The 24,009-nt window shown below is 33.1% G+C and carries 29 protein-coding genes; 8 read left to right on the top strand and 21 right to left on the bottom strand.

Going from position 1 to position 24,009, the window contains the following annotated elements:
- Window positions 1-3: 3 nt before the first annotated feature.
- Window positions 4-867 (bottom strand): acetylglutamate kinase, encoded by an 864-nt coding sequence (gene argB, locus ACKI3D_RS03125; protein WP_407392273.1) that lies wholly within the window; start codon window positions 865-867, stop codon window positions 4-6.
- 99 nt (window positions 868-966) lie between these two features.
- On the opposite strand from argB, the gene ACKI3D_RS03120 reads away from it, so the two are divergent.
- Window positions 967-1,644 carry a hypothetical protein gene (locus ACKI3D_RS03120; protein ID WP_407392271.1) on the top strand — a complete coding sequence of 226 codons (678 nt, stop codon included), beginning with the start codon at window positions 967-969 and terminating at the stop codon, window positions 1,642-1,644.
- 14 nt (window positions 1,645-1,658) lie between these two features.
- Here ACKI3D_RS03120 and ACKI3D_RS03115 read toward each other — a convergent pair whose 3' ends face one another.
- The 4 genes from ACKI3D_RS03115 to ACKI3D_RS03100 form a co-directional block, all read right to left on the bottom strand.
- Window positions 1,659-1,907 carry a hypothetical protein gene (locus tag ACKI3D_RS03115; RefSeq protein ID WP_407392269.1) on the bottom strand — a complete coding sequence of 83 codons (249 nt, stop codon included), beginning with the start codon at window positions 1,905-1,907 and terminating at the stop codon, window positions 1,659-1,661.
- Window positions 1,908-2,076: 169 nt separating this feature from the next.
- A complete protein-coding gene (locus ACKI3D_RS03110) occupies window positions 2,077-2,664 on the bottom strand; it encodes a DUF998 domain-containing protein (RefSeq protein WP_407392267.1) in 588 nt (195 codons plus the stop codon).
- Window positions 2,665-3,600 carry an SAP domain-containing protein gene (locus ACKI3D_RS03105; protein ID WP_407392265.1) on the bottom strand — a complete coding sequence of 312 codons (936 nt, stop codon included), beginning with the start codon at window positions 3,598-3,600 and terminating at the stop codon, window positions 2,665-2,667.
- A gap of 139 nt (window positions 3,601-3,739) precedes the next feature.
- Window positions 3,740-3,997, bottom strand: coding sequence for a hypothetical protein (locus ACKI3D_RS03100; protein ID WP_407392263.1), 258 nt, complete (start codon window positions 3,995-3,997; stop codon window positions 3,740-3,742).
- Between the two features lie 52 nt (window positions 3,998-4,049).
- On the opposite strand from ACKI3D_RS03100, the gene ACKI3D_RS03095 reads away from it, so the two are divergent.
- Together ACKI3D_RS03095 and ACKI3D_RS03090 are read left to right on the top strand one after the other, a co-directional pair.
- Window positions 4,050-4,220 carry a hypothetical protein gene (locus tag ACKI3D_RS03095; RefSeq protein ID WP_407392261.1) on the top strand — a complete coding sequence of 57 codons (171 nt, stop codon included), beginning with the start codon at window positions 4,050-4,052 and terminating at the stop codon, window positions 4,218-4,220.
- Between the two features lie 159 nt (window positions 4,221-4,379).
- Entirely contained in the window at window positions 4,380-6,215 is a 1,836-nt protein-coding gene (locus tag ACKI3D_RS03090) for a YhgE/Pip family protein (RefSeq protein WP_407392259.1), read from the top strand.
- A gap of 32 nt (window positions 6,216-6,247) precedes the next feature.
- On the opposite strand, the gene ACKI3D_RS03085 is transcribed toward ACKI3D_RS03090, so the two are convergent.
- Window positions 6,248-6,580 (bottom strand): hypothetical protein, encoded by a 333-nt coding sequence (locus tag ACKI3D_RS03085; RefSeq protein ID WP_407392257.1) that lies wholly within the window; start codon window positions 6,578-6,580, stop codon window positions 6,248-6,250.
- A gap of 109 nt (window positions 6,581-6,689) precedes the next feature.
- On the opposite strand from ACKI3D_RS03085, the gene ACKI3D_RS03080 reads away from it, so the two are divergent.
- The 3 genes from ACKI3D_RS03080 (at window position 6,690) to ACKI3D_RS03070 (ending at window position 9,175) form a co-directional block, all read left to right on the top strand.
- Window positions 6,690-7,130 carry a MarR family winged helix-turn-helix transcriptional regulator gene (locus tag ACKI3D_RS03080; RefSeq protein ID WP_407392255.1) on the top strand — a complete coding sequence of 147 codons (441 nt, stop codon included), beginning with the start codon at window positions 6,690-6,692 and terminating at the stop codon, window positions 7,128-7,130.
- A gap of 13 nt (window positions 7,131-7,143) precedes the next feature.
- Complete coding sequence (locus ACKI3D_RS03075) at window positions 7,144-8,508, top strand: MATE family efflux transporter (RefSeq protein WP_407392253.1); 1,365 nt, start codon at window positions 7,144-7,146, stop codon at window positions 8,506-8,508.
- Between the two features lie 139 nt (window positions 8,509-8,647).
- A complete protein-coding gene (locus tag ACKI3D_RS03070) occupies window positions 8,648-9,175 on the top strand; it encodes a hypothetical protein (protein ID WP_407392251.1) in 528 nt (175 codons plus the stop codon).
- On the opposite strand, the gene ACKI3D_RS03065 is transcribed toward ACKI3D_RS03070, so the two are convergent.
- The 3 genes from ACKI3D_RS03065 to ACKI3D_RS03055 are packed head-to-tail and all read right to left on the bottom strand — an operon-like array spanning window position 9,176 to window position 11,489.
- Window positions 9,176-10,192 carry an alcohol dehydrogenase catalytic domain-containing protein gene (locus ACKI3D_RS03065; protein WP_407392249.1) on the bottom strand — a complete coding sequence of 339 codons (1,017 nt, stop codon included), beginning with the start codon at window positions 10,190-10,192 and terminating at the stop codon, window positions 9,176-9,178.
- Complete coding sequence (locus ACKI3D_RS03060; protein ID WP_407392247.1) at window positions 10,185-10,895, bottom strand: 2-C-methyl-D-erythritol 4-phosphate cytidylyltransferase; 711 nt, start codon at window positions 10,893-10,895, stop codon at window positions 10,185-10,187. The genes ACKI3D_RS03065 and ACKI3D_RS03060 overlap by 8 nt, the downstream gene beginning before the upstream one ends.
- A 6-nt stretch (window positions 10,896-10,901) precedes the next feature.
- A complete protein-coding gene (locus ACKI3D_RS03055; protein WP_407392245.1) occupies window positions 10,902-11,489 on the bottom strand; it encodes a class I SAM-dependent methyltransferase in 588 nt (195 codons plus the stop codon).
- A gap of 164 nt (window positions 11,490-11,653) precedes the next feature.
- On the opposite strand from ACKI3D_RS03055, the gene ACKI3D_RS03050 reads away from it, so the two are divergent.
- Window positions 11,654-12,838 (top strand): coenzyme F420-0:L-glutamate ligase, encoded by a 1,185-nt coding sequence (locus ACKI3D_RS03050; protein WP_407392243.1) that lies wholly within the window; start codon window positions 11,654-11,656, stop codon window positions 12,836-12,838.
- 83 nt (window positions 12,839-12,921) lie between these two features.
- Here the strand turns inward: ACKI3D_RS03050 and ACKI3D_RS03045 are convergent, their stop codons facing one another.
- The 9 genes from ACKI3D_RS03045 to ACKI3D_RS03005 all read right to left on the bottom strand — a co-directional run bounded on the left by ACKI3D_RS03045 (window position 12,922) and on the right by ACKI3D_RS03005 (window position 21,473).
- Window positions 12,922-13,512: a class I SAM-dependent methyltransferase gene (locus ACKI3D_RS03045; RefSeq protein WP_407392241.1), complete on the bottom strand. Its 591-nt coding sequence runs from the start codon at window positions 13,510-13,512 to the stop codon at window positions 12,922-12,924.
- A gap of 309 nt (window positions 13,513-13,821) precedes the next feature.
- Window positions 13,822-15,045 (bottom strand): bifunctional ornithine acetyltransferase/N-acetylglutamate synthase, encoded by a 1,224-nt coding sequence (argJ, locus tag ACKI3D_RS03040; protein ID WP_407392239.1) that lies wholly within the window; start codon window positions 15,043-15,045, stop codon window positions 13,822-13,824.
- A 17-nt stretch (window positions 15,046-15,062) separates the two neighbouring features.
- Window positions 15,063-15,422, bottom strand: coding sequence for a hypothetical protein (locus tag ACKI3D_RS03035; RefSeq protein ID WP_407392237.1), 360 nt, complete (start codon window positions 15,420-15,422; stop codon window positions 15,063-15,065).
- Window positions 15,423-15,443: 21 nt separating this feature from the next.
- Complete coding sequence (locus ACKI3D_RS03030) at window positions 15,444-16,646, bottom strand: hypothetical protein (protein WP_407392235.1); 1,203 nt, start codon at window positions 16,644-16,646, stop codon at window positions 15,444-15,446.
- Window positions 16,639-17,664 carry an NYN domain-containing protein gene (locus ACKI3D_RS03025; RefSeq protein WP_407392233.1) on the bottom strand — a complete coding sequence of 342 codons (1,026 nt, stop codon included), beginning with the start codon at window positions 17,662-17,664 and terminating at the stop codon, window positions 16,639-16,641. Before ACKI3D_RS03025 ends, ACKI3D_RS03030 begins: the two co-directional genes overlap by 8 nt.
- 86 nt (window positions 17,665-17,750) lie before the next feature.
- Entirely contained in the window at window positions 17,751-18,494 is a 744-nt protein-coding gene (locus ACKI3D_RS03020; protein WP_407392231.1) for a metallophosphoesterase family protein, read from the bottom strand.
- A 5-nt stretch (window positions 18,495-18,499) separates the two neighbouring features.
- Window positions 18,500-18,850: a nascent polypeptide-associated complex protein gene (locus ACKI3D_RS03015; protein WP_407392229.1), complete on the bottom strand. Its 351-nt coding sequence runs from the start codon at window positions 18,848-18,850 to the stop codon at window positions 18,500-18,502.
- A gap of 89 nt (window positions 18,851-18,939) precedes the next feature.
- Window positions 18,940-20,079: an aldo/keto reductase gene (locus ACKI3D_RS03010; protein ID WP_407392227.1), complete on the bottom strand. Its 1,140-nt coding sequence runs from the start codon at window positions 20,077-20,079 to the stop codon at window positions 18,940-18,942.
- A 335-nt stretch (window positions 20,080-20,414) separates the two neighbouring features.
- On the bottom strand, window positions 20,415-21,473 hold the full coding sequence (locus ACKI3D_RS03005; protein WP_407392225.1) for an acyltransferase: 1,059 nt from the start codon (window positions 21,471-21,473) through the stop codon (window positions 20,415-20,417).
- Between the two features lie 41 nt (window positions 21,474-21,514).
- On the opposite strand from ACKI3D_RS03005, the gene ACKI3D_RS03000 reads away from it, so the two are divergent.
- On the top strand, window positions 21,515-22,057 hold the full coding sequence (locus ACKI3D_RS03000) for a DNA-3-methyladenine glycosylase I (protein WP_407392223.1): 543 nt from the start codon (window positions 21,515-21,517) through the stop codon (window positions 22,055-22,057).
- Between the two features lies 1 nt (window position 22,058).
- Here the strand turns inward: ACKI3D_RS03000 and ACKI3D_RS02995 are convergent, their stop codons facing one another.
- Genes ACKI3D_RS02995 through ACKI3D_RS02985 form a run of 3 tightly spaced genes read right to left on the bottom strand, consistent with a single transcriptional unit; the run spans window position 22,059 to window position 23,996 of the window.
- Entirely contained in the window at window positions 22,059-23,096 is a 1,038-nt protein-coding gene (locus ACKI3D_RS02995) for a sulfate/molybdate ABC transporter ATP-binding protein (protein ID WP_407392221.1), read from the bottom strand.
- Between the two features lie 39 nt (window positions 23,097-23,135).
- On the bottom strand, window positions 23,136-23,816 hold the full coding sequence (gene modB / locus ACKI3D_RS02990; RefSeq protein ID WP_407392219.1) for a molybdate ABC transporter permease subunit: 681 nt from the start codon (window positions 23,814-23,816) through the stop codon (window positions 23,136-23,138).
- A 54-nt stretch (window positions 23,817-23,870) separates the two neighbouring features.
- Entirely contained in the window at window positions 23,871-23,996 is a 126-nt protein-coding gene (locus tag ACKI3D_RS02985; protein WP_407392320.1) for a molybdate ABC transporter substrate-binding protein, read from the bottom strand.
- Window positions 23,997-24,009 lie beyond the last annotated feature (13 nt).

The raw sequence follows: 24,009 nt of genomic DNA, 5'->3' as shown, positions 1-24,009 counted from the left end.
TGATTATTTGAAAATCATAGTTCCGATACCGTCAGTGGTAAAAATTTCTAAAAGCAATGAGTGTTTTTTACGTCCATCAATAATATGGCAAGAGGTAACTCCATTTTCAATAGCCTGTACACAGGTTTCTATTTTTGGAATCATGCCTCCTGAAATTATACCCTCTTCAATAAGACCAGGAACTTCGTCAATTTTAATCTTTTGGATTAAAGTACTTGGGTCTGAAGGATCTCTTAAAACACCAGGAACATCAGTTAAAATAATTAATTTTTCAGCACCGATTGCACTTGCAACTTCGCCTGCAGCAGTATCCGCATTTAGATTTAGGCTTGTTCCATCTTCAGCAATACCAACTGGAGAGATAACTGGAATATAATCGTTTTCTAAAAACATTTCAAGCAAATCAGTATTAATACAATCAACTTCACCGACAAGACCCAAATCAATAAGTTCCTCATTGACTTTATGCGCTCCTTTTCTGTGAGCAAATATCAAACTTGAATCTTTTCCAGATAGACTTATTGCTTGACCATCATGTTTTATTAGCTCTGATACGATTTCAGTTGAGATTTTACCAACCAATACCATTTCAATAATTTCCATGGTCTCTTCATCTGTAACCCTTAAACCTTTGATGAACTTTGGCTCTTTTCCGAGTTTGTCCATTGATCTTGAAATTTCAGGACCTCCACCATGCACAATTAACGGTTTCATTCCGACATATTTAAGTAAAACAGTATCGCGGGCTGTGGAAGACTTTGCTTCATCATCCACCATAGCATATCCACCATATTTAATTAAAATCTTATTATCATGAAATTGTTTAATATATGGTAAAGCTTCAATTAACACATCTATATCTTTCATTCTATCACTACATTAAATATTAAATTTAATCGTTTATAAGTGTTTAAGTCAAAAATTACATACAATGTATTTATAACCTACTAAACTATACTAAATATTATGTCAAAACAGGATGATTTGGAAAATTTTCTCAAAGAATTAGGCATCAGCAAAGTTGGCTTTGCAGATGTCAATGGAATAGCTAATGAATTTGTTGACCTGCCAAATGGAATTAGCCTTGTTTTGAAATTGCCTAAAAAAGCTATGGAATACGTCAATGATGAAGATTATGAAAACTATTGGGCATGTTTTCATGGCAAGGTTGCTGAGTTAAGTAAAATGGCTCTTAAAGGTGAAGAATACATTAAAAACCTTGGATATGATGCATTTGCACTGACAATGAGCCGAAACGAATGTGATATGAAAAAGCTATTGAGCATCCTGCCTTACAAAACAATAGCTACAAAATCAGGTCTTGGATGGATTGGACGTTCGGCATTATTTGTAACACCTGAATATGGCTCTGCAGTAGTTTTGGGAGCGATATTGACTGACATGCCACTGGAATTTGGTGATGCTATTACTGATTCCCAATGTGATGAATGTGAAAATTGTCAGAATGCCTGTCCAGTCAATGCAATTAATCCGCAAAAATGGAATGACAGACTTAATCGTGAAGACATCATTGATATTGAAACCTGCTTTGAATATATAATGGACCAGTATAAAAGCGGATTGGGCTGTACAAAGTGCATGAGTGAGTGCAAGTTAACTCAGGAGTATTTAAAAAAAGAATAGAGGTAAAAAAACCTCTATAATCCACATTTGAATTTGAATCTGTACTCTTGATTAACAATTTCCATTCCTTCAAATGAACCATTCAAGATATCTGCGACTTTTTGCAAGTCTTCTACAGTTATTGCCTTACCATTTGCCAATGGTGAGAAAAAGGTAATCTCATCATCAGTGATAAGGTAGTTTAGAAGTTTTGTGCCTTCTTTTTGATATTTTTCGACAATTGCTAAGATTTCTTCTTCAGTATTCCTATCAAGATTTGCCATATTATCACCTTTAATTATAATTAATTAATGAGATATTTAAATTTTTATACTTTATGTAGATGATATGAGAATAATTCTTAGAAAAAAAGATAGGTATTAAAAATATTGAATCAAAACCTGTTTAAAAGTCAAGTTGATAATTGACTATCCAAAATAAACCTGCCCATATTTAATTTATTAAAAGATAAACACCAGTCAAAAAACTCCAAATTATCATGGTATAAACTGAAAGCCTTTCAAAAACAGGCATGTAAATGTTTTCCATGTTGAAAAACATTACCCAGAATATTATTATGCCAAATATTCCTAGGATTAATGTTATTTTTTGATAATTCTCAAATTCAGACATTGATCTTGAAATCAAAACAAGCATGATATTCCCTCCCAATATTGCCATCATGGCACCCAACATGTGATATCCTAGGGTGAAAGGATTTCCTCCATGAATCAGACCGACAATAATGACACCAATACCAGTTATTAATGTAAATATGTAAAATATAATTCTATTTTTAACTATAAAGTCTTTAAATTTATAAAAATTGCAAAAAATAAGTGTTAAACCAATCAGAATAAATGCTGAGTTCATTAACCAGAATAATGGTGAATTGGCATTTGGGATTCCAAGTTCGGAAATGGTGTGAAAAATATAAGTGGTGGAAAGTGAAGCATTGAAAAAAGTTGCAGAAATAGCTTCAGCTATAATATAGTACAGACTACCAATTATAAATATGATTCCGGCAACTTTAGACTTCATTTAAATTCCATATTTTTTATCAAAGTACTTCTGTCTTACATCGAAGTTCAACTCTTCGATGTCTGCACCATCAATAGCTCTTTGCAATATCTTAAAACAAGTCTTTTTAGGTACAGTGGTATGCTTAATACTGGATTTGTTCCAGATTCTGTCAAATCTTTTCTTTAAGCTACCCATTTCCAATTTTTCCATGACATTTCTCAAATTAATGATATTGGCTTCGTCAATGACAGTATAGGTGGCGTAGGTTTGCGCATCCATGACAATTGGATTTAATCCTAAAATGTATCTTTGCAAATCATAATCAAGGAATGATTCATAATCCTTATCATAAGCGTAAACATGTGCTTTTGCAGTCAATGCATCGATAAATACCAAGAACTGATTTGCCACTAATGACCTTGAGAGGATTTCATCACAGAATTTGAGTCCGGTTTCAATCATGCCCAGTGATGATGATTCGACATAAGTTTCATAATCTGTGAATCTGAATGCTACAAGAGCAAACATGTACAAATCTATCCATTCATTTTCTTTTAGGAATTCATGTGCTTTATCAGTTAATTTTAAATCATCATAGGAGTTTTCCTTATCTACAGCCACATTTAAATTGCGAGCGTCATGCGCTTCTTTCAATACAGGTAATACTCTTTCAACCAATTCTTGTTTTTTGCCTGAAACCTTTAATCCATTTTCTCTTAAAATATCTTTAAGTTCTGAAACAATGTATTTTTTAGATATGTACTCAGCAGTTATTTCCACATTAGTGCTTACTTGAACATCACCTTCAAGATATCCTTCATCAACCAAATAGTTGATACACTCCTCAGCGGATGAAAAGGTTCCAAATTGACCTTCCTTTAAGATATCTTCAAGTTCATAACCATGGTCTAAAAAATTTAAAACATTAAAAACTTCTAATTTTTGTTCACTCACTTAAACACCTTTACGTTTTTAGTAAAATTTGATATTAATATTATATCTTTTTCAATTAATTTAATATTTTGCCTTAACTGAGGAATATCTAAATCTTTACAGATTATCCATAGCCACTGCAAATACTAAAAAATAAGAATCATGGATTGCATGCTTCGTCAGCAGCACCCATTACAACACTAATCTCATCAGAGATGTTTATCTCGGAAATTCTTTTTGAAGATTGATATTTAGAATTATAATAAGCTTGTGCATAATTCATTGTAACAAATGTCACATCCTTAAAATCAATTATAAACTCTTCTGCAGGCAGCTTGTTTAATATATCAATTAATTCAACTGCAATTTCGCTTGATTCCAAGTGTGTTCCAAACTCAGCACCAACATTAATCATCATAATAAACACCTATACTAATATTTAAAATTCATGATTAATAAAATTAAACAATATGAAAACTTGTCCAAAATGTGGAAGAAAATTAAAAAAAGTCTTCCATGGCGAACCCACAGAAGAATTAGCTATTGATTCATTAGAGGGAGAAGTAATCATTGGAAATTGTTGTGATTCAAGTTACAATTATTATTGTGAGTATTGTGATGAGTTTTTTCAATGCCTATAGATTTATATGGCTTTAAATATTAAATTAAAATATAAAATGTTTAAAATGTATTTAACAAATTTTTAAAGGGAAATTTTTAAAATAACCAAATTTCATGATGAATTTTGTATAAATATTTAAAAAAAACTCGAAAAAATTATTTTAATGAAGAGGTTTTTTATGAGTAGGAAAGATATTGGAAAAATCGCTAAGATAATGAAAAACGATTTCAAAGCATCATTCTCCAACCCTATTGTAACAATTGTACTTATTGCTATAATCATTCTACCATCCCTTTATGCCCTTTTGAATATCCAGGCATGCTGGGATCCATACGGAAATACTGACCAAGTGCAATTTGCAATAGCTAATCTTGATAAAGGAGCAGACTATGAAGGTACAAAGCTGAATGTTGGAAATGAGCTTGTCAAGGAGTTGAAGAACAATACTAAATTTGATTGGACATTTGTCACAGAAGATGAATTGCGCGAGGGGGTTGAAAATGGAGAATACTATGCAGGTATAATAATACCCAAAAACCTGAGTAAAAATGTTCTCTCAATCACTACTGATGACCCTAAACAGGCAGAACTGGAATATATTGTGAATGTTAAATCAAATCCTGTAGCAACCAAATTAACCGATACTGCTGCAAATACAGTTTACACCAAACTTAATGCTAAAATTGTTGAAATCATCAATCTTGCAGCTTATGGAAAACTTGGAGAACTTAAAGACGGCCTTGCCTCCGGTGCAAGCCAACTGGCTAGCGGCGGACAGCAACTTGCAGCGGGCTCATCACAGATATCCTCCGGTGCAAGCCAAGTGTCTTCAGGAGCAGGCCAACTTCAGGAAGGTGCAAATCAAGTGCAACAGGGAGCCAGCCAAGTACAGGAAGGTTCCTCTGCTGTCAGCCAAGGTGCAGACCAAGTTAAACAAGGCTCAGCAAGCGTTACACAAGGCGCAAATCAAGTACAACAAGGATCAGAAGAACTCCAACAGGCAGTTGACCCTTCAACACTGCCGGAACCTATGAAACAATATACAGAAAGCAATATTCAGCTTGCAAACAGCAGTGGTGAAGTGGCAAAAGGTTCAGCTAAATTGGCTGAAGGTTCTGTTCAGCTTGCAGAAAGTTCATCAAAATTAGCTGATGGCGCCAGTGATGTTGCAGGCGGAGCAAGCCAGGTAGCCGGAGGTTCAGTTGAACTGGCAGAGGGTTCATTGAGCCTTGCAGCAGGTGCGCAATTACTTTCCAGCTCCGCATCCCAGGCATTGTTCTCAGCTGCAGGTGCATTGGGAGCATCTGCAAATTCCCTTGGAGAGATTACTGGAGTCAATGAGAGCCTTCTTGGAGAATATTTCTTTTCACCTGTAAAATTAGATAGGCACGAAGTATTTCCGGTACCGGATTATGGATCCAATGTAGCTCCATTTTATCTCGTATTGTCCATGTGGGTTGGTGCTTTAATTACCTGTGTAATGATTCAGCCAAAATCAAGTGTGGGAACTGAATATTCTCCATTTGAAATGTACACCGGCAAACTATTCTTCTATGTAGTAATGAGCATACTCCAGGCATGCGTAACAATAATAGGTGCCATTCTCCTTGGAGTTCATATAACTAATTATCCGCTATTTATATTCTCGGCAATACTAGTATCGGTTGTATTTATGGTATTGATTTATTCAATCATTTCCGCTGTCGGAAATGTTGGAAAAGGTATTGCTGTAGTTCTTTTAGTGCTTCAGATATCTGCAACTGGAGGAATTTATCCGATTCAGATTATGCATTCTTTCTTCCAAACATTATATCCATATATGCCAATGACATATGCAATTACATTAATACGTGAAGCACAGCTGGGTGTGGTTTGGTCAAATTATATTCCTGCATTGATTATTCTTCTAGCCATTGGTATTGCAACTGTTATCGTTGCGGTAATAATTAAAGAGAAAGCAGATAAAGCATCCAAGTACTTTGAAGAACGCTTAAATGAAAGTGGATTATTCTAGAAGTTGACAATCAACTTCTATTTCTTATTTTTTTAGTCTTTGATTCCCAAAACGTCCCTGTCAGGATCGGCATCTGGGAAAATATTTATTTTTACATCATTTCGCCAGGTAAATTTTCTAATTCCCGCATAGATTTCATTCAAATCCTCATTAGTGAAATTTTCCAGATAATACATCTTGCCTCTTACATTGACATTCATCATAAATCGGATTAGATGTCTGTAGATTATGATAGAATGAGGTCTATAGACAGTTATATCATCAGTAATGTATTCAACTAAATGTTCAAGGTCAAAGACATCTGGTTGAATAACTTCAACATTATATTTTGGAAACTTTTCTCGAATAATTGCCTCATAATCCATGATATCCCCTACTAAACATATTTAAAAAATTATCTATTTTAAAATAATGTTTATCGATGAACAGTTTCCTGGGAAACATTTATATATTGAAATCAAAATAATATAAATCATGACTCCAGAAGAGGATAAATTTGATTCTATGCCTTTCATTGCATTGATTCATCACATATCTAGAAATAAGCTAAAATACTCTATGAAAAATCCGAATCGCATAGATATGTTTCATGAAGGTCGCTATTTAATGGAAATATACAAACGGAAAAATTTATCTCAGGATGACCTAGCTAATTTTTTTGGGCAGAGCAAAGGAACAATAGCTAAAGCATTGAGAAAATTAGAAGATAAAGATTATGTTGAAAGGAAAATTGATGAGAATAATAGGAGAAAATACATTTTAAATACAACAAAAAAAGGAGAAAAACTGGCTATTTTATTAGATAAAGACCTAAAAACCTGGGAAGCAAAAGTTGGAATTGATAAACTAGACGATGAAACAAAAAAACAATTAAGACAAATAGCTAGAAAAAGTGAAGAAATACTTAAAGAATAATTAGGGGATTGATATGGCTAATAAAAATGTGGAATTGATGAGAGGAGAACCTGAAAGAGCTGTCAAAAAACTTGCTATTCCAATTATGATTTCAATGATTTTAACTGCATTATACAATATCGTTGACGGAATTTGGGTTGCTGGACTTGGTCCGACAGCCATTGCAGGAATAGGATTTGTAACACCAATATTTATGGTGTTAAATGGAGCGAGTGTCGGACTAGGAAACGGTGCAACAAGCAGTATTTCAAGGTTTATTGGTGCAAAAAATAAGGAAATGGCTACAAAATCAGCAACACAGGCATTATTCATTTTCTTAATAGCTTCAATTGTTCTAACAATTGTCTTTATTATCATACAGGAACCATTGCTTAGAAGTTATGGTGCAACTGGTCAGACATTAAAAGAAGCAGTGGCTTATGCTACTCCATTATTTTTAGGTTTAATCGCTTTGATGTTTGGAAATGGATGTAGTGGAATTCTTCGTGGAGAAGGTGATATGAAACGTGCAATGTATGTTGTGGTCGCTACCGTAATCTTAAATGCCTCTCTAGATCCAATATTCATATACACATTTGGTTTAGGTTCAGCTGGTGCATCACTTGCAACCGTTGTTAGCTCTGCAATAGCTGCATTGATAATTTTATACTGGATTCTGATTAAAAAAGACACATACATTGATGTGACCCTTAAAAACTTTAAATTTGACTCAAAATTAGCAAAAGACATTCTTAAAGTTGGAATCCCGTCAGCACTCGACATGCTGATTATGGCAATTGCAATGTCAATTTATTTAATAACCATCTCCCTAGTTGGAGGAGATTATGGAATAGCTACATTTACCTCAGGTCAGAGATTATACTTATTCGCAATAATGCCCCTAACAGCAATTGGATCTGCAGTAATTGCGGTTTCTGGAAGTGCTTTTGGTGCTAGAAACGGAGATTACCTATCAAGATCTCATATGTATGGTGTCAAATTCGGATTGGCTCTTGGTACTGCAATCACATTAATATTGATTATTTTTGCAACTCCTCTTGCTACACTATTCGCTTATACCCCAGAAACTGCTAATTTAGTTCCGGGAATTGCCGAATATCTTCAGATTGTTTGTCCCTGCCTGATTTTAACAGGTATTGGAATTCCATCAAGTTTTTTCTATCAAGGAATTGGAAAGGGAATTTACAGTCTGATGTTTACCATCTTAAGAGAAATTATTTTTGTAGTTCCTTTAATCTACATGTTCGTGTTCATGTTTAATTTCGGACTTGTGGGAATTTGGTTAGGCCTATGTATCGGAAGGGCAATAGCCAGTGTCATTAACTTCGTATTTGCAAGATATGAAGTCAAAAGGACAAGAGCAAAATTTGGAAATTAAGAGTTTCACAACTCTTAACTTTTTTATTTTTATCTAAAAATTTATTTTACCGTGTAAAATTGCTTTAAAAAATAACTTACTAATTTATTAACCTCCATTACCAAAATAACCTATACAATTAAATTTGTAAGGTTATAACATGGATGAAAAAGAATTTAACATAAGCAAAAAAATTATAAGAGAAACCTTTAATGACCCAAGAAAGATAAAGTGCATTACTTGCGAAGAAGATAGAAAAATTGATGAAAATATCTACTCCGGTGGAGAAATCTTCACTACCGAAACCGGTGAATTTATTGATTTGGAGTTTCAGATTGAAGATTTTACAGTTGATGAGCTTGTAAAATATGTTGAATTTGCAGAAGCAATGTATGAAAAACACCAAAAAGAAATTTCCGTTTATATTATCTGCCCAGAAAACGTCAGAGTTAATGTTAAAGAATGCCCTATTAAATCAGATGCAGACTTTAAAATCAAAATAGCTTCTACACAAGCTAGTCCTGCACACATGTTTCTCAATGTAATTAAAAATAAAATAAACAATAACCACCCTATTGAGAAATTGGAATTGGAAATTTTAGAGAATTTACCGATGATGTGTAAAAAAGAAGAAAGGAATTATTTTAGAAGGGAATATTTAAAGATAATTAATAAAATTAATTATTAACTATTTATTCCATTTTAAAATGGTTTTTCCAAATTTAGAAATATAGTCTTTATCAAATGCCTCTTTCAGGTCATTTAAAGAGTTTATTTCACAAACATTGGTAATTAACTTCTCCAGATATTCAAAAAGTTGAGGATTTTTCTTGAGAGTTTCAACAACTCCAATGAAATCTTCTCTTTCAGACCTGCTATTTCCTTGAACGGACAATCCTTTTTCCAAAATCATTCTAGTGTTAATTGGAACAGGATATTCGCTTACACCAAATAGATTAATTGTTCCTTGAGGATTGATCAAATCGATGATTTGTTCAATTGCAGATTGTGATGCAACAGAACCCACACACTCAAATCCATGGTCAATTACCAAATCACTCGGCACATTATGTATCTGATAAATTCCATCTGCAAATGAAAACAGATTTAGATTTTCCTGATGTTTTCCGAATACATAAACCTGTGAATCGGGGAATCTTTCCTTTAATAATAATGCAGTTATAAAACCTAGATTTCCATCTCCCCAAACACCTAATCTGTCTTTTGGAGTAATGGCCAATTCACTGAATTTGGAAATTCCCTGATAAGCTACAGAAATCAGTTCAATGAATGCTGAAACCTGCAAGTTAAAATCATCGGGGATTTTAACAAGCCTATCACAATCCATTTTGATTAAATCAGAGGTGAATCCATCAAAACCGCTTCCTCTAAATTCTGAGTTATAAGAATAATTGGCACGGCAAACATCCTCCCCGAATGGAGTGTTGGGAATCATTACAACTGTGTCTCCAGATTTAAAATTGCCATTGCTATCAAATACCACTTCTCCGATTCCTTCATGAATCAATGCCATAGGCAATTTTTTCTCCAAAATCTCAGCAGGCCTTGAACCTTGATAGTATCTTTGATCCGCTTGACAAATCGAAAGATAGGTTGGCCTTACAATAACCCCATCCAAATCAATTTCATCAATTGACTCTTCAAAGAATTTTGGAGACTTTAATCTATAAACAATATTAATCATGTTTATCCTCAAGTATTGTATTGGCTAATTTCAAATCATATGGGTATGTGATTTTAATATTTGTCACTTCCCCACTAACTAGATGTACATGTTCATCTTTAAGTGTAAAGATTTTGCATGCATCTGTAAGAATATTAGTTTCTTCTTCTGTTAAACTATTGATTAAGTTAAAAAGTTTCTTTATATTGAAGCTCTGTGGTGTTTGGCCTTGGTAATAATAATCCCTCACAGGAATACTTTCAATAGTCTGACCATTCACGCTTTCAACAATAGTATCCGTAGCTGGAATAACAGTGTCACAAGCACCATATTTTTTTGCAGCCTGAATATTGTCTTCAATAATTCTATGAGTTACAAATGGACGCACAGAATCATGTGTAACTATAATTGAGTCCTCATCGATTCCAAAATTTTCGTTAATGTAATTGATACTGTTCATCAATGTATCATTTCTAGTTTCTCCACCTTCAATAACAATAACGTCCTCATTATCTGGAATGAATTCATTAATCAAATGATTAGTATGGTTGATAAAGTTTTTTGGTGTCAAAACAATAGTTTTATCAATATTTTCATTTATAACAAATTTTTCAATAGTATGAATAATAACCGGTCTATTGCCTAAAGTCAAAAATTGTTTAGGAGTGTCTGTGCCTCCCATTCTAGATCCGATTCCTCCTGCTAAAATTGCTGCAAAAATCATGTGAAATTACTCCTTTTCAAATATAATCATGTAATGGGAATTGCCTTCGGAACTTTTTTGACCCATATTTTCATTCAAATGAACTTTCTTAAGACCATGCTTTTTAAACAATTCTTCTAATTCACTAGGGGAACACTTAATTTCAACCGGCGGGCCAAATGACCATTCAATTGGCTTGAATTCCATTATTGCAATTCTTCCATCATCTTTTATCAAACGTGACAATTCTTTAACTACATCATCTCTGGTTTCATCATCTTTAAAACCATGGAACACATTGAGCATTAAAATAACATCAATGGAACTGTCATTAACCTCACAAATTCCTTTGGTAACATCCGCTTCAATGTTAGTCAGGTTTTCAATGCCATTCTCCTCTTTATAAACATTTAACTCTTCAATGGCCACATCATAAACATCAACTGCATAAACATTGCCATCGGGAAGATAATCACTAATCGCTTTAAGGGCGATGTAACCGTCACCGCAACCCAAATCCATGAAAGTCTCATTTCCTTTCAAATTCAATTCCTGCAAAATTTCATCAGAATCAAGAAAGTTTGCACTTGATTTTCCATGATGCTTATGTTCCATGATTATCACCTTAGATAATAATATTAAAAAAATAGTATTTAATAATTTTCAAGAAAAATCCCTGGAAAAAATCTTAATCTATAAATAACTTAAAAAATATAAAATATATGGGTTGTTGGAAATAGATTCCAACAAACATATGGTTTTTAAAGGAGTAATAAAAAATGAGATGTGTTGGTACAGTAGTACGTGGAATAAGAACACCGATTATTAAAGAAAACGATGATCTGGCCACTATAGTTGTAGATTCATTAATGGCAGCAAAAGAAAGCGAAGGATTTGAATTCCGAGACAAAGATATCGTTGCAATTACTGAAGCAGTTGTAGGTATTTCAGAAGGAAATTATGTAACTGTTGACGATGTTGCCGAAGATTTAGAAATGAAATTCCCATCTAAAAACATTGGGGTAGTAAATCCTATTTTAAGTAGAAACAGATTTTCAATCATTTTAAAAGGTATTGCAAGAGCAATGGACAAAATTACCCTTTTGACATCTTTCCCATCAGATGAAGTTGGAAACGGAATTTTAGATGAAGATATTCTAGAAGAAAGTGAATATCATTTAGGAAGCACCATCACTGAAGATCAATACAAAGAGACTTTTGGTTCATGGATACACCCATTTACCGGAATAAACATGATTGACTTTTACAGAGAATTGATTGAAGACGAAGACTGTGAAGTAGAATTTGTCTTTTCAAATGATATAAAAACAATTCTTGACTATAACACAGATGTTTTAACATGTGATATCCATACAAGAGAAAAAAGCACAAAATTGCTCAAAGATGAAGGAGCACATGTATACGGATTACATGAAATCCTAACCGAACCAATTGGAGATTCCGGTTTTAATCCTGAATATGGACTACTTGGTTCTAACAAAGCAACAGAAGAAAAATTAAAATTATTCCCAAGAACTGGTGATGCATTAGTCATCGAAGTACAAAACAGACTAATTGAACTTACAGGTAAACAAATAGAAGTAATGGTTTACGGTGACGGAGCATTTAAAGATCCTGTTGGAAAAATTTGGGAATTAGCAGACCCTGTTGTCTCACCAGCACATACAAGCGGATTGATAGGATATCCAAATGAAATCAAATTGAAATATGTTTCCGATAATAAATTCGCTGATTTGAAAGGTGAAGAATTAAAAGAAGCAATTAAAGATGAGATTAAACAGAAAGATGATAATTTAACTGGACAAATGATTACCGAAGGAACTACACCAAGAGTATTGACTGATTTAATCGGTTCATTATGTGATTTAACCAGTGGTTCTGGAGATAAAGGAACACCAGTTATATTTATTCAAGGTTACTTCGATAACTTGTCTCATGACTAAATTTCGAAACCTTACTCCTTTTTTTATTTTTTAAATTTTAAAAAAAATAGATTATTGGGAATTAATCCCATTTTTAAACAAAATTATTCTTTTTGAAATACAATGAAATAGTGAGATTTACCTTCAGGAATATCTTCACCAATTTCTTCATTTAGGTAAGTCATTTTAAGATTATGATTGCTGAAGACCTCTTCTAACTCTGCAGGAGTGCTTCTAAATGCTGTTGGAGGTCCTTTTGGAACTTCCCATGCTTTATAATCCATAATGGCAATTTTTCCATCTTGTTTTATTATCCTTGCAAATTCATCTATGGCTTCATCCATAGTTCTAGATGCCTTAAATCCATGGAATACATTGACCATCAAAACAACATCTATTGACTCATCTTCAACACCGGGAATTCCTTTAGTAATATCGGCTTCAATGTTGATTAAGTTTTCAATATTGTTTTCATTTTTATAAGTTTCCATATCTTCAATGGATGCATCATAGACATCTACAGCATAAACGGTACCATCAGGAAGATATTCTTCAACAACTTTTATTGCGATATGGCCGTCACCGCAGCCTGCATCCATAAAGGTTTCATCACCTTTAAGGTTTAATTCGTTGATAATTTCATCAGAATCTAAAAAATGTACACTTGAAAATCCATGAGCTCTGTGCCCATTCATATTATCACCGTATAATAATCTTTAAAAAATAGTATTTAATAATTGCCATATGATAAATGTTTCATAACACGTGAAAAATAGTTAAAATTAATAAAAAAAAGTTATAAGAGGATTATTTTTTCCAAGTTTGTTTAACTCCTCTTCCTCTTTTACTACCAGGTTTAGTATAACTTCTTTTTTGTCTGGTCCTTCTGTTAGTTCCTTTAACTTTTGCCATCTTCTTCCCTCCTTCAAATTGTTAAATAAAAATAATTAGAATTAAATCTATAACAAAAAAATATTTGTTCTTATCTATATTTAAAGTTTTCTTTAAGTTGTGTATTCTGCATTGATTTTAACATAATCATATGTTAAATCACAACCCCAAGCGGTAGCTTCACCATCGCCTAAATGCATATCAATATTGACAACCACATTTTTGGTCTGCATTATTTTTTCAGCTCTTTCAAGATAAGGAGTGTCTTCAAATGCTAAAATTTCACCATTTCTAACAAGATCCACTTCATCATCGCCACTAGCAATGGCGATTGTTACTATATCTGGATTTAAATCACAACCGGAATAACCAATTGCAGACACAATCCTTCCCCAGTTAGGATCTCCACCAAATACTGCAGATTTAAACAAGCTTGAGGAGATTATTGATTTTGCGGCAAGTTTAGCATCTTCATTGCTTTTTGCACCAGAAATATTAGCTTCAATAAATTTGGTGGCTCCTTCACCATCACGGGCCATTTTCTTAGCTAAATCAATGCATAAATAATTTAAAGCTTCCTGAAAATTAGAATCCAATTTTCCATCTTTGAAAACTTCAACTCCAGATGCGCCATTGGCCATCATTAAGCATGTATCATTGGTACTTTCATCACCATCAACAACAATCATGTTAAAACTGACATCGGCTGCCTGTTTTAATGCTTTTTTAATTTCAGAAGCTGGAATTGCTGCATCTGTCACAATGAATGAAAGCATTGTTCCCATATTTGGAGCAATCATTCCACTTCCTTTTGTAATTCCTGCAATTTTAACTGTATCTCCACTAGTTAATGTCACTTCAACTGCACATTCCTTTGGAAATGTATCGGTTGTCATGATGGCTTTAGCCGCTGCAAGAGAATTTTCAGGAGCATCTCCTAATTTAGAAATAGACTCGTGAGCAACTTTAGAAATAATATCAATTGGCATCTCACGACCAATTACTCCAGTTGAAGAAATAGCTATTTCATCAGAAGGTATTTCTAAATCCTTGGATACCAATTCCACTAAAGTTTCACAGTCTTTAATACCTTGCTCACCGGTAAAACAGTTTGCATTACCACTATTAACAAAAACAGCAGAAATAATTCCTTTTTTAAGGACGTCTTTTGTATATTTAACTGGAGCTGCAACAACCTTGTTTGATGTAAAAACCGCAGAAGCAGTACTATTCGGACAAAGAATAATACTCACTCCATATTTGCCTTCACGTGCTCCGGATACTTTAAGATTTTCAATAACAGAAAATCCGCCATCTAATTCTCTAATAAAATCCATAAAAATCACAAAAACAATTAATAGCTTGGAGGCTCAGTGACATTGAATTCCTCCAATGTTTGATTATCATTAAAATCTAAATCATCAACATCTTTTTCATAATAAATAGGCTCAGTATCGTTTAGATTTGTAGTCATCTCTTTTGTAACGTTTTCAAAATGAGGACCATCATCATGACCATCGTCAAAACTCAATGAGATTCCAATTCCTGCACCTATAACAAAAGCTAACAAAGCAAAAATCATTAAAAATAATGTGATTCCGCTTGATTTTTTCTTTTGTTTAGGGGGATTTCGCCTCATCTGCCTTTTTTGATTTTGACGACGAGTGTCACGTGGACTAACTAACACCCTCTTATTGTCTTTTTTTCGTCTCATGTTACTTCTCTTTATAATTTATTAGGCTATAAATGCATAAACAAGAGCAAATATAACTCCAACAAAACTAAATACTCCCAATCCTATTACAGACAACACATATGCAAATATAAATACAAATGCAAAAACACCAATTAACTTTGCTTTTTCATTTTCAATTAAATTAATTAATGTTCTTGTAAATTCAGATGGAATATTGTATGCATATAATCCATTAGCTAACTCAAATATAACTAATGACAATGGAGAAGTTGAATCTAAACTATCAACCAGCTGTGCTCTTTCACCAGCTTCTCTCCTACTTCTTCCAACACCGGCCCTGATTTTTGCACCATTATCAAGTGCAAACCATGCGGCATCAAGACCAGCACGAATAGCTAAATCTTTAGATGGGAATTTAGCAATAAAATCGTCTCCTCCTTCACGATATCCTTCTAATTCCCCATCACACTCAGTTTCAATGAAATTTTTGATTCCAGTCATTAGATCTACAAGCTGATTCCTGCCATGTTTTCCAATGAATTTAGTGGAATCGATTAAATCAATAAATAGATAATTTTCTAAATCAACTGGTTTGGATTCGCGTAACAAGAATGGAGAATCAAAAACTAGCGCATATTCTCCACCAAGCTTTGTAAATGCAATACCTGGAAAACTACCTACATTTTTAGTATAATTAATAGCACGTTCAATTGAAGCCGCACCAGTCATTCCAACAGCAGATATTACTTGAATCCCTTCAGACAATCCTATACCAATAAGCTCAATTGCAACACGAATTGCATCATTTTTGCTTAACATTTTCGCAACAAGTTCTGTAGCTGTTTTTTCCACTACTTCGCCTTTTTCACTTTGAATGATTTTTTCAAAAATATCGATTAAACGAGAAGGATGTGGGAGCTCAATATAGAAATAACGGTCGCTACCCATAATAATATTACTAACTAATGCATATTCTTCAATCCTATTTTCAGCAGGGGTCAATTCATAAAAATTGTAATCTTTAGGAAAATTTTCCTCCCCTACATCACGAATAAGATTCTGCAATATTGAATCAGAAGTAATTTCGGCTTTATCAAGTTCGAAAAGAATAGTTTGAGTGTAATTAAACAACTCTACATACTCTGTTTCAAGAGAATTGGTTGGAAAAAATTTAGTTCCAACGGCAATAGGATTTAATTTAGTGGTTAGCTTGATAATTGCCTTGGTCAAAAAATTAACCATCTAAGCCTCCTCCTTTTTCCAGCTCTATCTCAAACTCACCAGGTTTTTCTAAAAGCATGTCTGGTTTGACAGAAACAAAAGGAAACTTCCATGAACCAAGTCTTCCAGCAATTGTACTTGCAATATTTCTGGAATTTCTTTTAATGAACACTTCATCATGAACACTTACGCGAACTAAAATATTATATGGTGCATATTCTGTAACTTCATCAGCCAGCATAATATTTAATTCAAAAGTACCTGGTTTAGTGAATAAATCATTACGAACAGCAATCAAAGGTTTTTTCTCAAGACCTAATCTATCCGCAACAGTTACAGAAATATTTCCTGCATTTTTAACAACGACTTTATAATCTTTAGGATGCACCAAAATAAAAATCACATATGGAGCGGCTATTTCAACATCATCAACCATCTCTACAATTTTGTTAAACATTGGTATTTTAGCAAATATGTTTTCAAGTTTGGATCCTGCATTATTTTCATTATCAATACGAATAATAGCTTGTTTAGCAATATTCAAAGGAGAAATTTCTAAACCTTCTTTTCCTGTATAAATTTCCCATTTTTTAAAGTTTAATTCTTTGATAATATCTTCACAAATGTGTTGAAGGATATTTTTATCTTTTTTAGGTTTTTTTGGTCTTCCAAATGTGAGTCTGCCATTTTCAATGACAAATGGGATTCTCATTGAAGATATATTTCTGAATTCAGCAGCATAATCTCTGAATTTATCATTAGATAATATTTTAGCTTTTTCGTTGGTAGCAATTTCTAAAATAAAATGGTCTGCATCATTGCCTGCTGGAACTTCTTCCACATTTTCACTTTCCAACAACTTCAAGAATTTTTCTTTATCATCAATTTCGTGACGAAGTGATGCATCGGCAATAATTACAAATCCAACTTCACCTTCTTCTAATGCTTTAACAGCAGCAAGAATATTAGACATTTGAGGTTGTCCATTTTGATTTTTAGCATAAAAAGCTACATTAGAAGCATCTACGACCACTTTCATAATATCACCTAAAATAATATATTAAAGTAAATTTTGATTTAATTTCAGTATAATATATTTTTGTATTCTATTATTTAAACTTAATTTTAAATTGTATTTCTAGGATATTTTCCAAATAAAAATTTCTCTCCGCCAACATTATTTAAGAAAATCTCAATATCCTCATCAGTGATGTTGTAAACATTATAGGAGTTCATATTTTTTCCTCTAAGCTTAGTGGAACAAAGAGAACCTGCATTAACAACAAGTGTGTCATTTATCCTCCAGATATTTGGAACATGCTTGTGTCCTGACAAAACCATGTCCACTTCATGTGTTGTTAAAGTTTTTAGAATATCTCCCGCATCCGATAAAACATTGCGTTCACGACCGGTTTGAGGAATGGAGATTATATGATGGTGTAAAGCAACTATTGAAAAATTTTCATTAATTACACATTCATCCAATTGATGTTCCAACCATAAATGCTGAGGATTTCCAATGTGTCCTCTGCTCTCATCAGGGGAACTGCTATCAAGACCTATGACTGTGAAATCTTTGTCAATAGTCAGTTTCCAGCTTCGCTCTCCAATCAATTCTTCAAAAGACTGATAACCCAAGTTACGAGAGTCATGGTTTCCTGGAACTGCAAATAATGGGGCTTCAAACAATTCCAAATATTTTGTTGCTTGCTGAAACTCTTTATAATAACCATTATTGGTAATGTCCCCGGTCAGAACAACCATATCTGGATTTAAGTGATTGATTTCACTTACGGCCTGCATGAAAACTTCTTCATCAAAGTCAGCTTTGCTGACATGCAAATCAGAGATATGTGCAATTAAAGTCATTTTATCTATTCGTTTAATTTCATGATAGCTTCTGCAAGATCTCCTTTGCACTCTTCAAGTGCTGCTCTTGCTTCGTCTTCAGATACGCCAGCACTGTTGGCTACCATTTCAACATCTTCATCTGGAATTTCAATTTCATATTCGATTTCAACTTCACGAGCTTTACCATCAATCTGATAGGTTTCATTACCCATAACATTCATTAAACTTACACTAGGCTCGTCAATTATTAACTCTTTATCATCAAAACGGATAATTACTTCACGGACACCTTCAAGGTCTTCCATTTTCATTCCCATTTTTTTCATTTGTCTTTCCATTTGTTTCATTTGTTTTTTATTCATACCAGGTATCATAAATAAAACCTTCAATAAATTAACTATTTATAAATCTATTATTAATTATTATTAAAATTAACTTAAATTAAAAAAATAAAGAAAATGGATTATTGGTTGAATCCATAAATTTCAGTTTCAAAAGTCTTAGCCACATCTTTTAGAACTTCAGGGATGTTTATTTGCTGAGGACATTCTTCAAGGCAATTTTCACATTCAATACAGTCAGAAGCTATCCCCACATCCGGAAGCTTTGAATAGTTCAGATAAGCATTTCCAAATTGTGTCCAGTCATCCTTTTCAAGCATTTTATGCTTGTTGTATAAATCAAATAGCTTAGCAATGTCAATTTCTTCAGTACATGTATCAACACAATACCTGCATTTTGTACAGTCAACGGTAATGTTGCTGTTTATTATTTCTGAAACCTCTTCAAGGATTTTAATTTCATCATCATTTAACGGATCTGCATTTTTTATTTCATAGATATTATTTTCAAGCTGTTCTAAAGTACTTGCCCCTGTTAAAACAACACAAACATCAAGATTAGCTACAAATCTCATAGCCCAGGAAACTACAGACTTATCCGGATTATATTCTTTCATGATTTTTTCAGCTTCTTCAGGAACATCCGCTAAAAATCCTCCCTTATAAGGTTCCATAACCATTACCTGCTTATCGTATTTTTTTGCAACTTCAAAGCATTTCCTAGATTCAATTCCTTCATCATCCCAGTCAAGATAATTTATCTGAAGAAGCACAAATTCCAATTCAGGATGCTCAAATAGAATCTCTTCTAAAAATTCGGCATTTCCATGGGTGGATAACCCTATATGTTTAATGTAGCCCTCTTCTTTTTTTCTTTGAATGAATGAGTATAAATCAACATTCTTCCAAGCGGTTTCCGTGAAACCGCTTACGTTATGCAGCATATAATAATCGAAGTAGTCAACACCACAGTTTTCGAGCTGTTCGGCAAATATCGGCTCCAATTGTGACTCTTCAGTAATTACAAACAAAGGCAATTTTGTTGCAATTTTAAATGATTCGCGAGGATATCTCTCTGCGACACATTTTCTAAATGCAATTTCGCCCATATTCCCATGATAGATATATGCTGTATCAAAATAATTGAATCCATTTTCCATGTACAAATCTACCATTTGATTGACCTGCTCATAATCAATGCTTGTAAAATCATTCTCATCCAAGATTGGAAGCCTCATCATTCCAAAACCTAAATTTGTCATATAAAATCCCTCTCTTTTTAAAACATCACCTTGCATATGCTGTAGAAATACAACAACACTATCTTTTAAATCTAAATTTTCCTCAATATTACTATTTTTATCAGCAATACATAATAAATTATTCTTTAATTATTGAGAGCATATTAATTTTCAAAAATGTAAAAATAAAATTACATATGCCTGAAATCGTCATCACAAAGCATATAAGTCTTAATGCCTTTGCCACCTAATATTCTAACGAAAGGTATTTCCAATAACTAATATCACCGGTTATTATTGCATATCCAATAAGACATTGAAATATATGGGCTTTAAGAAATTGAAAGTCCAATCAATTATTTTACTCCACTTGCAATTTTTAAAATTGGGATTTTACTCATAGTCCATATCAGCAGCCAGCAGAACCCTATAATGATTATGCTTGATAAGTAAAAGTTGTTAAAGTATCTTGTCCATGAATGCATGAATCCGAATTTAAATAAGTATAATGTAATGATATAATGGGAGAAATAGATTCCGAAACTGCAGCTACTGAATAAAAGTATTATTTCTCCTAACTTCTGCTCTTTTAAAGGTTTGAGTTTGGATGAAATCATTTTCACATCAGCATATTTGAATACAGTGAATAATCCAACTGTTTCCATATATACAAATATATTGTAATAATCAATCGGCATTAATGTTGTGCCTCCCAAACCAGCATAATAAATCTGTATAAAATGGCCAATAATGCCCACTACAAATAATAGTATTCCAAATAAGAAATTTTTACCATTAGACCATTTGAATCCACAATTGTGAATATAAGAACCGGTTATGAAAAATCCTAAAACTGAAAAGAAATTGTATACCACTCTAAATTCATACTGTGCTTGAGGTATTTGGAAAAAACCTATTGTCGAGAGTAGCGATAATAAAATTGTAAAATAAATCAGGTATTTAAATCCATAAAACTTATAATCCCTAATAAAACTGCTTACCACAGGAATTAAGAGATATATTCCAATTAAAGACCATATAAACCAAAATGGAGATGCTAATCCATTAGCTCCCAATGCCATATCCAAACAATAATTCCAGGTCAGTTCACAATTCCATATGACCACACCCAGAATGATGTATATGACAATCCAAAAGGCGAAAGGTAAAACCACCCTTTTAAACCTTTTTTCTAAAAATCTGTCAAGATTATGCCTTTTTGTTAAAAGTAATGCTCCACTGACAGTAAAAAACAGAGGAACACCAATACGGGTTAGAGAAAATATTCCTGAACTGAGCAACCATGTGAAATATCCCTTAGAATAGGACCTAATAATGTGGCCTAAAACTACTAAAATAATAGCTAAACCTCTAACCTCATCTAAATATAAAATTCTATTAGGACTAATCTTCATTAACTAATATATTTAAATACTATACATTATAAGTATTTCTTATGGAAAAGCAAAATCGTTGCTCATGGGTTAATTTAAATGAAGAAATTTATGTAAAATATCACGATGAGGAATGGGGAATTCCAACTCACGACGATCAGGAACTATTTGAAATGTTAGTTCTAGAATCCTTTCAGGCAGGGTTATCATGGATTACTATTTTAAAAAAACGTGAAAACTTCAAAAAAGCATTTGATAACTTTGATGTTGAAAAAGTAGCTAATTATGATGAAAACAAAGTTGAAGAACTCCGTTTAAACGAAGGAATAATTCGCCACAAGGGAAAAATCACTTCTGCAATAAATAACGCTAAAGTTTTTATTGAAATTCAAGAAGAATTCGGAAGCTTTGATGAATACATCTGGGGATTTAATGATGAAAAAATTATTAAAGCTGAATATTTAACCGAATCTGACTTATCAAAAGATATATCTAAAGATTTGAAAAAACGTGGGATGAAATTTGTAGGTTCGACAATAATCTATTCCTACTTGGAATCAATTGGGATTATTGACAACCATGAGAAAAATTGCTTTAAATATTAATCTACTCTTCCAACAGGATAATATTTTTAGGATCCACTTTTAAATACTCAGGAACCACAAATTCATGCTCATGAATCTGTTTATCCGCTTTCCACCATAAACCGTTTGCCAAGGTCACTTCCCATTCAAAAGGCTTTTCGAATTTTGTTGAATTAAAAGTATCAAACACATTTACATCATCTTTTTCAGCAGGCAAAAAATCATGCGCCCTTATACCCATATGAGTAATATTGGATGAAACTTTTTCAGATACTTCAAATACAACTCCCCAATCTAAAGATTTTATATGATAATCATCGATAACTTCAATTTTGGAAATATTTTTACAACCTGTTATTCTAGCGACTTGAACTTTTTTCGGATTCTCAAATAAATCATGAGTATCTCCTTTTGCTATAATTTTACCTTTATCCAATATTACAAGTTCATCACAAAACTGGAATACCTCATCACGATCATGAGTAACCAAAATAGAAAATCCATCAAAGTCTTTTAGTAAATTAAGAAGTTCAATACGGAGCTGCTCTTTTAAGAAAGAATCCATTGCACTAAACGGTTCATCCAACAAAATTACATCCGGTCCATAAGCCAATATACGAGCCAGGGCTACTCTTTGCTGCTGACCTCCTGACAATTGTCTAGGATATCTTTCTTCTAACCCTTCTAAATGAAAGCGCTTAATCATTTCATATACTCTTTTTTCGCCATGATCTTTAGAAACCCCAATAGCAATATTCTCTTCAACAGTCATGTTTGGAAACAATGCATAATTCTGAAATAGGTAACCTACATTCCTTTTTTGAGGCTTTAAATTAATTTTTTTACTAGAATCAAAATAAACGGTTTCTTCATCTGTAGTTAAACTTACGATACCAGTGTCCGGGTTTTCAATACCGGCAATGGATTTCAATGTCATACTTTTACCGCAACCGGAAGGACCAAGAATGCCCAGACACCCTTTTTTAAACTCAAAATCAACATCCAAATTGAATTCTTTAAGTTCTTTTTGGATGTTTACTTTTAACAACTTATTATTCATAATCCTTCCCTCTCAATATGAAAAATATGTTTTCCATTATTAATTTTTCCATTGCTTTTCCTTACGTATGGAAATATAATCCATGATAAAAATAGCTATAAATGCTATGATGATAATGACTATTACATAATTAAAGGCTTCACCCATATTGCCTGCAGCCACTTCCGAATAAACCGCCATAGGCAGTGTTCTAGTCTGTCCGGCAATATTACCTGCAAGCATAGCTGTAGCTCCGAATTCACCTAACCCCCGGGCATAAGCAAGAATTCCACCACTAATAATTCCCGGCAAGGCATTTGCAAATAAAATTTTCCAGAAAATCTTCCACTCTGACATGCCTAATGTACGGCCGGCATCCAATAAGTTAGAGTCGACCTGTTCAAATGCAGCTCGAGCGGAACGATACATTAAAGGAAAAGACATGACTACTGCAGCAATAACTGTTGCATACCATGAAAAAACAATTTTCACAGCAAAAAAGTCTATAAAAAAATTACCTATAGGTCCTCTAATACCAAAAATCCACAATAAGAAGAACCCTACTACTGTAGGAGGCAATACCAAAGGTAATGTAAAAATCCCATCAAGTACTATTTTTATTGAATTATTTTTTAGTTTAACAAGACCCCAAGCAACAATCAAACCTAAGAAAAAGGTTATGAAAATTGATACGCTTGCGGTTTTCATTGAAATGAAAATAGGTGACCAATCCACTGCCATGTCTTTACCTCCTTATGTTATTATATTATTCACACCACATATACATTACTAAATCTATTCATGGATGGTGAAACCATATTCGACGAAAACATCTTTGGCTTCTTTAGTTTGTAAGAAGTCCATGAATGCTTTTGCAGCTTCAGGATGTTCTGGGTTTTTAAGTTCAGCTACAGGATAGATAACTGGAGTTAAG

This window comes from Methanobrevibacter sp. (assembly GCF_045586545.1).
In the GTDB taxonomy this organism is placed as follows: domain Archaea; phylum Methanobacteriota; class Methanobacteria; order Methanobacteriales; family Methanobacteriaceae; genus Methanocatella.
The sequence above is the reverse complement of the archived record's forward strand: the minus strand, read 5'-3'. Positions and strand labels throughout refer to the sequence as shown.

Bases quoted from the DNA above. Each gene is read 5' to 3' on its own strand.
- ACKI3D_RS02995 (WP_407392221.1), bottom strand. From the start codon at position 23,096: ATGAATAATAAGTTGTTAAAAGTAAACATCCAAAAAGAACTTAAAGAA.
- ACKI3D_RS03110 (WP_407392267.1), bottom strand. From the start codon at position 2,664: ATGAAGTCTAAAGTTGCCGGAATCATATTTATAATTGGTAGTCTGTAC.
- ACKI3D_RS03055 (WP_407392245.1), bottom strand. From the start codon at position 11,489: ATGGAACATAAGCATCATGGAAAATCAAGTGCAAACTTTCTTGATTCT.
- ACKI3D_RS03025 (WP_407392233.1), bottom strand. From the start codon at position 17,664: ATGAAAGTGGTCGTAGATGCTTCTAATGTAGCTTTTTATGCTAAAAAT.
- ACKI3D_RS03065 (WP_407392249.1), bottom strand. From the start codon at position 10,192: ATGATTAATATTGTTTATAGATTAAAGTCTCCAAAATTCTTTGAAGAG.
- ACKI3D_RS03090 (WP_407392259.1), top strand. From the start codon at position 4,380: ATGAGTAGGAAAGATATTGGAAAAATCGCTAAGATAATGAAAAACGAT.
- argB (WP_407392273.1), bottom strand. From the start codon at position 867: ATGAAAGATATAGATGTGTTAATTGAAGCTTTACCATATATTAAACAA.
- ACKI3D_RS03045 (WP_407392241.1), bottom strand. From the start codon at position 13,512: ATGAATGGGCACAGAGCTCATGGATTTTCAAGTGTACATTTTTTAGAT.
- ACKI3D_RS03050 (WP_407392243.1), top strand. From the start codon at position 11,654: ATGAGATGTGTTGGTACAGTAGTACGTGGAATAAGAACACCGATTATT.
- ACKI3D_RS03015 (WP_407392229.1), bottom strand. From the start codon at position 18,850: ATGATACCTGGTATGAATAAAAAACAAATGAAACAAATGGAAAGACAA.
- ACKI3D_RS03085 (WP_407392257.1), bottom strand. From the start codon at position 6,580: ATGGATTATGAGGCAATTATTCGAGAAAAGTTTCCAAAATATAATGTT.
- ACKI3D_RS03030 (WP_407392235.1), bottom strand. From the start codon at position 16,646: ATGGTTAATTTTTTGACCAAGGCAATTATCAAGCTAACCACTAAATTA.
- modB (WP_407392219.1), bottom strand. From the start codon at position 23,816: ATGGCAGTGGATTGGTCACCTATTTTCATTTCAATGAAAACCGCAAGC.
- ACKI3D_RS03010 (WP_407392227.1), bottom strand. From the start codon at position 20,079: ATGACAAATTTAGGTTTTGGAATGATGAGGCTTCCAATCTTGGATGAG.
- ACKI3D_RS03070 (WP_407392251.1), top strand. From the start codon at position 8,648: ATGGATGAAAAAGAATTTAACATAAGCAAAAAAATTATAAGAGAAACC.
- ACKI3D_RS03080 (WP_407392255.1), top strand. From the start codon at position 6,690: ATGACTCCAGAAGAGGATAAATTTGATTCTATGCCTTTCATTGCATTG.
- ACKI3D_RS03095 (WP_407392261.1), top strand. From the start codon at position 4,050: ATGAAAACTTGTCCAAAATGTGGAAGAAAATTAAAAAAAGTCTTCCAT.
- ACKI3D_RS03120 (WP_407392271.1), top strand. From the start codon at position 967: ATGTCAAAACAGGATGATTTGGAAAATTTTCTCAAAGAATTAGGCATC.
- ACKI3D_RS03075 (WP_407392253.1), top strand. From the start codon at position 7,144: ATGGCTAATAAAAATGTGGAATTGATGAGAGGAGAACCTGAAAGAGCT.
- ACKI3D_RS03020 (WP_407392231.1), bottom strand. From the start codon at position 18,494: ATGACTTTAATTGCACATATCTCTGATTTGCATGTCAGCAAAGCTGAC.
- ACKI3D_RS03035 (WP_407392237.1), bottom strand. From the start codon at position 15,422: ATGAGACGAAAAAAAGACAATAAGAGGGTGTTAGTTAGTCCACGTGAC.
- ACKI3D_RS03000 (WP_407392223.1), top strand. From the start codon at position 21,515: ATGGAAAAGCAAAATCGTTGCTCATGGGTTAATTTAAATGAAGAAATT.
- ACKI3D_RS03115 (WP_407392269.1), bottom strand. From the start codon at position 1,907: ATGGCAAATCTTGATAGGAATACTGAAGAAGAAATCTTAGCAATTGTC.
- argJ (WP_407392239.1), bottom strand. From the start codon at position 15,045: ATGGATTTTATTAGAGAATTAGATGGCGGATTTTCTGTTATTGAAAAT.
- ACKI3D_RS03100 (WP_407392263.1), bottom strand. From the start codon at position 3,997: ATGATGATTAATGTTGGTGCTGAGTTTGGAACACACTTGGAATCAAGC.
- ACKI3D_RS03005 (WP_407392225.1), bottom strand. From the start codon at position 21,473: ATGAAGATTAGTCCTAATAGAATTTTATATTTAGATGAGGTTAGAGGT.
- ACKI3D_RS03060 (WP_407392247.1), bottom strand. From the start codon at position 10,895: ATGATTTTTGCAGCAATTTTAGCAGGAGGAATCGGATCTAGAATGGGA.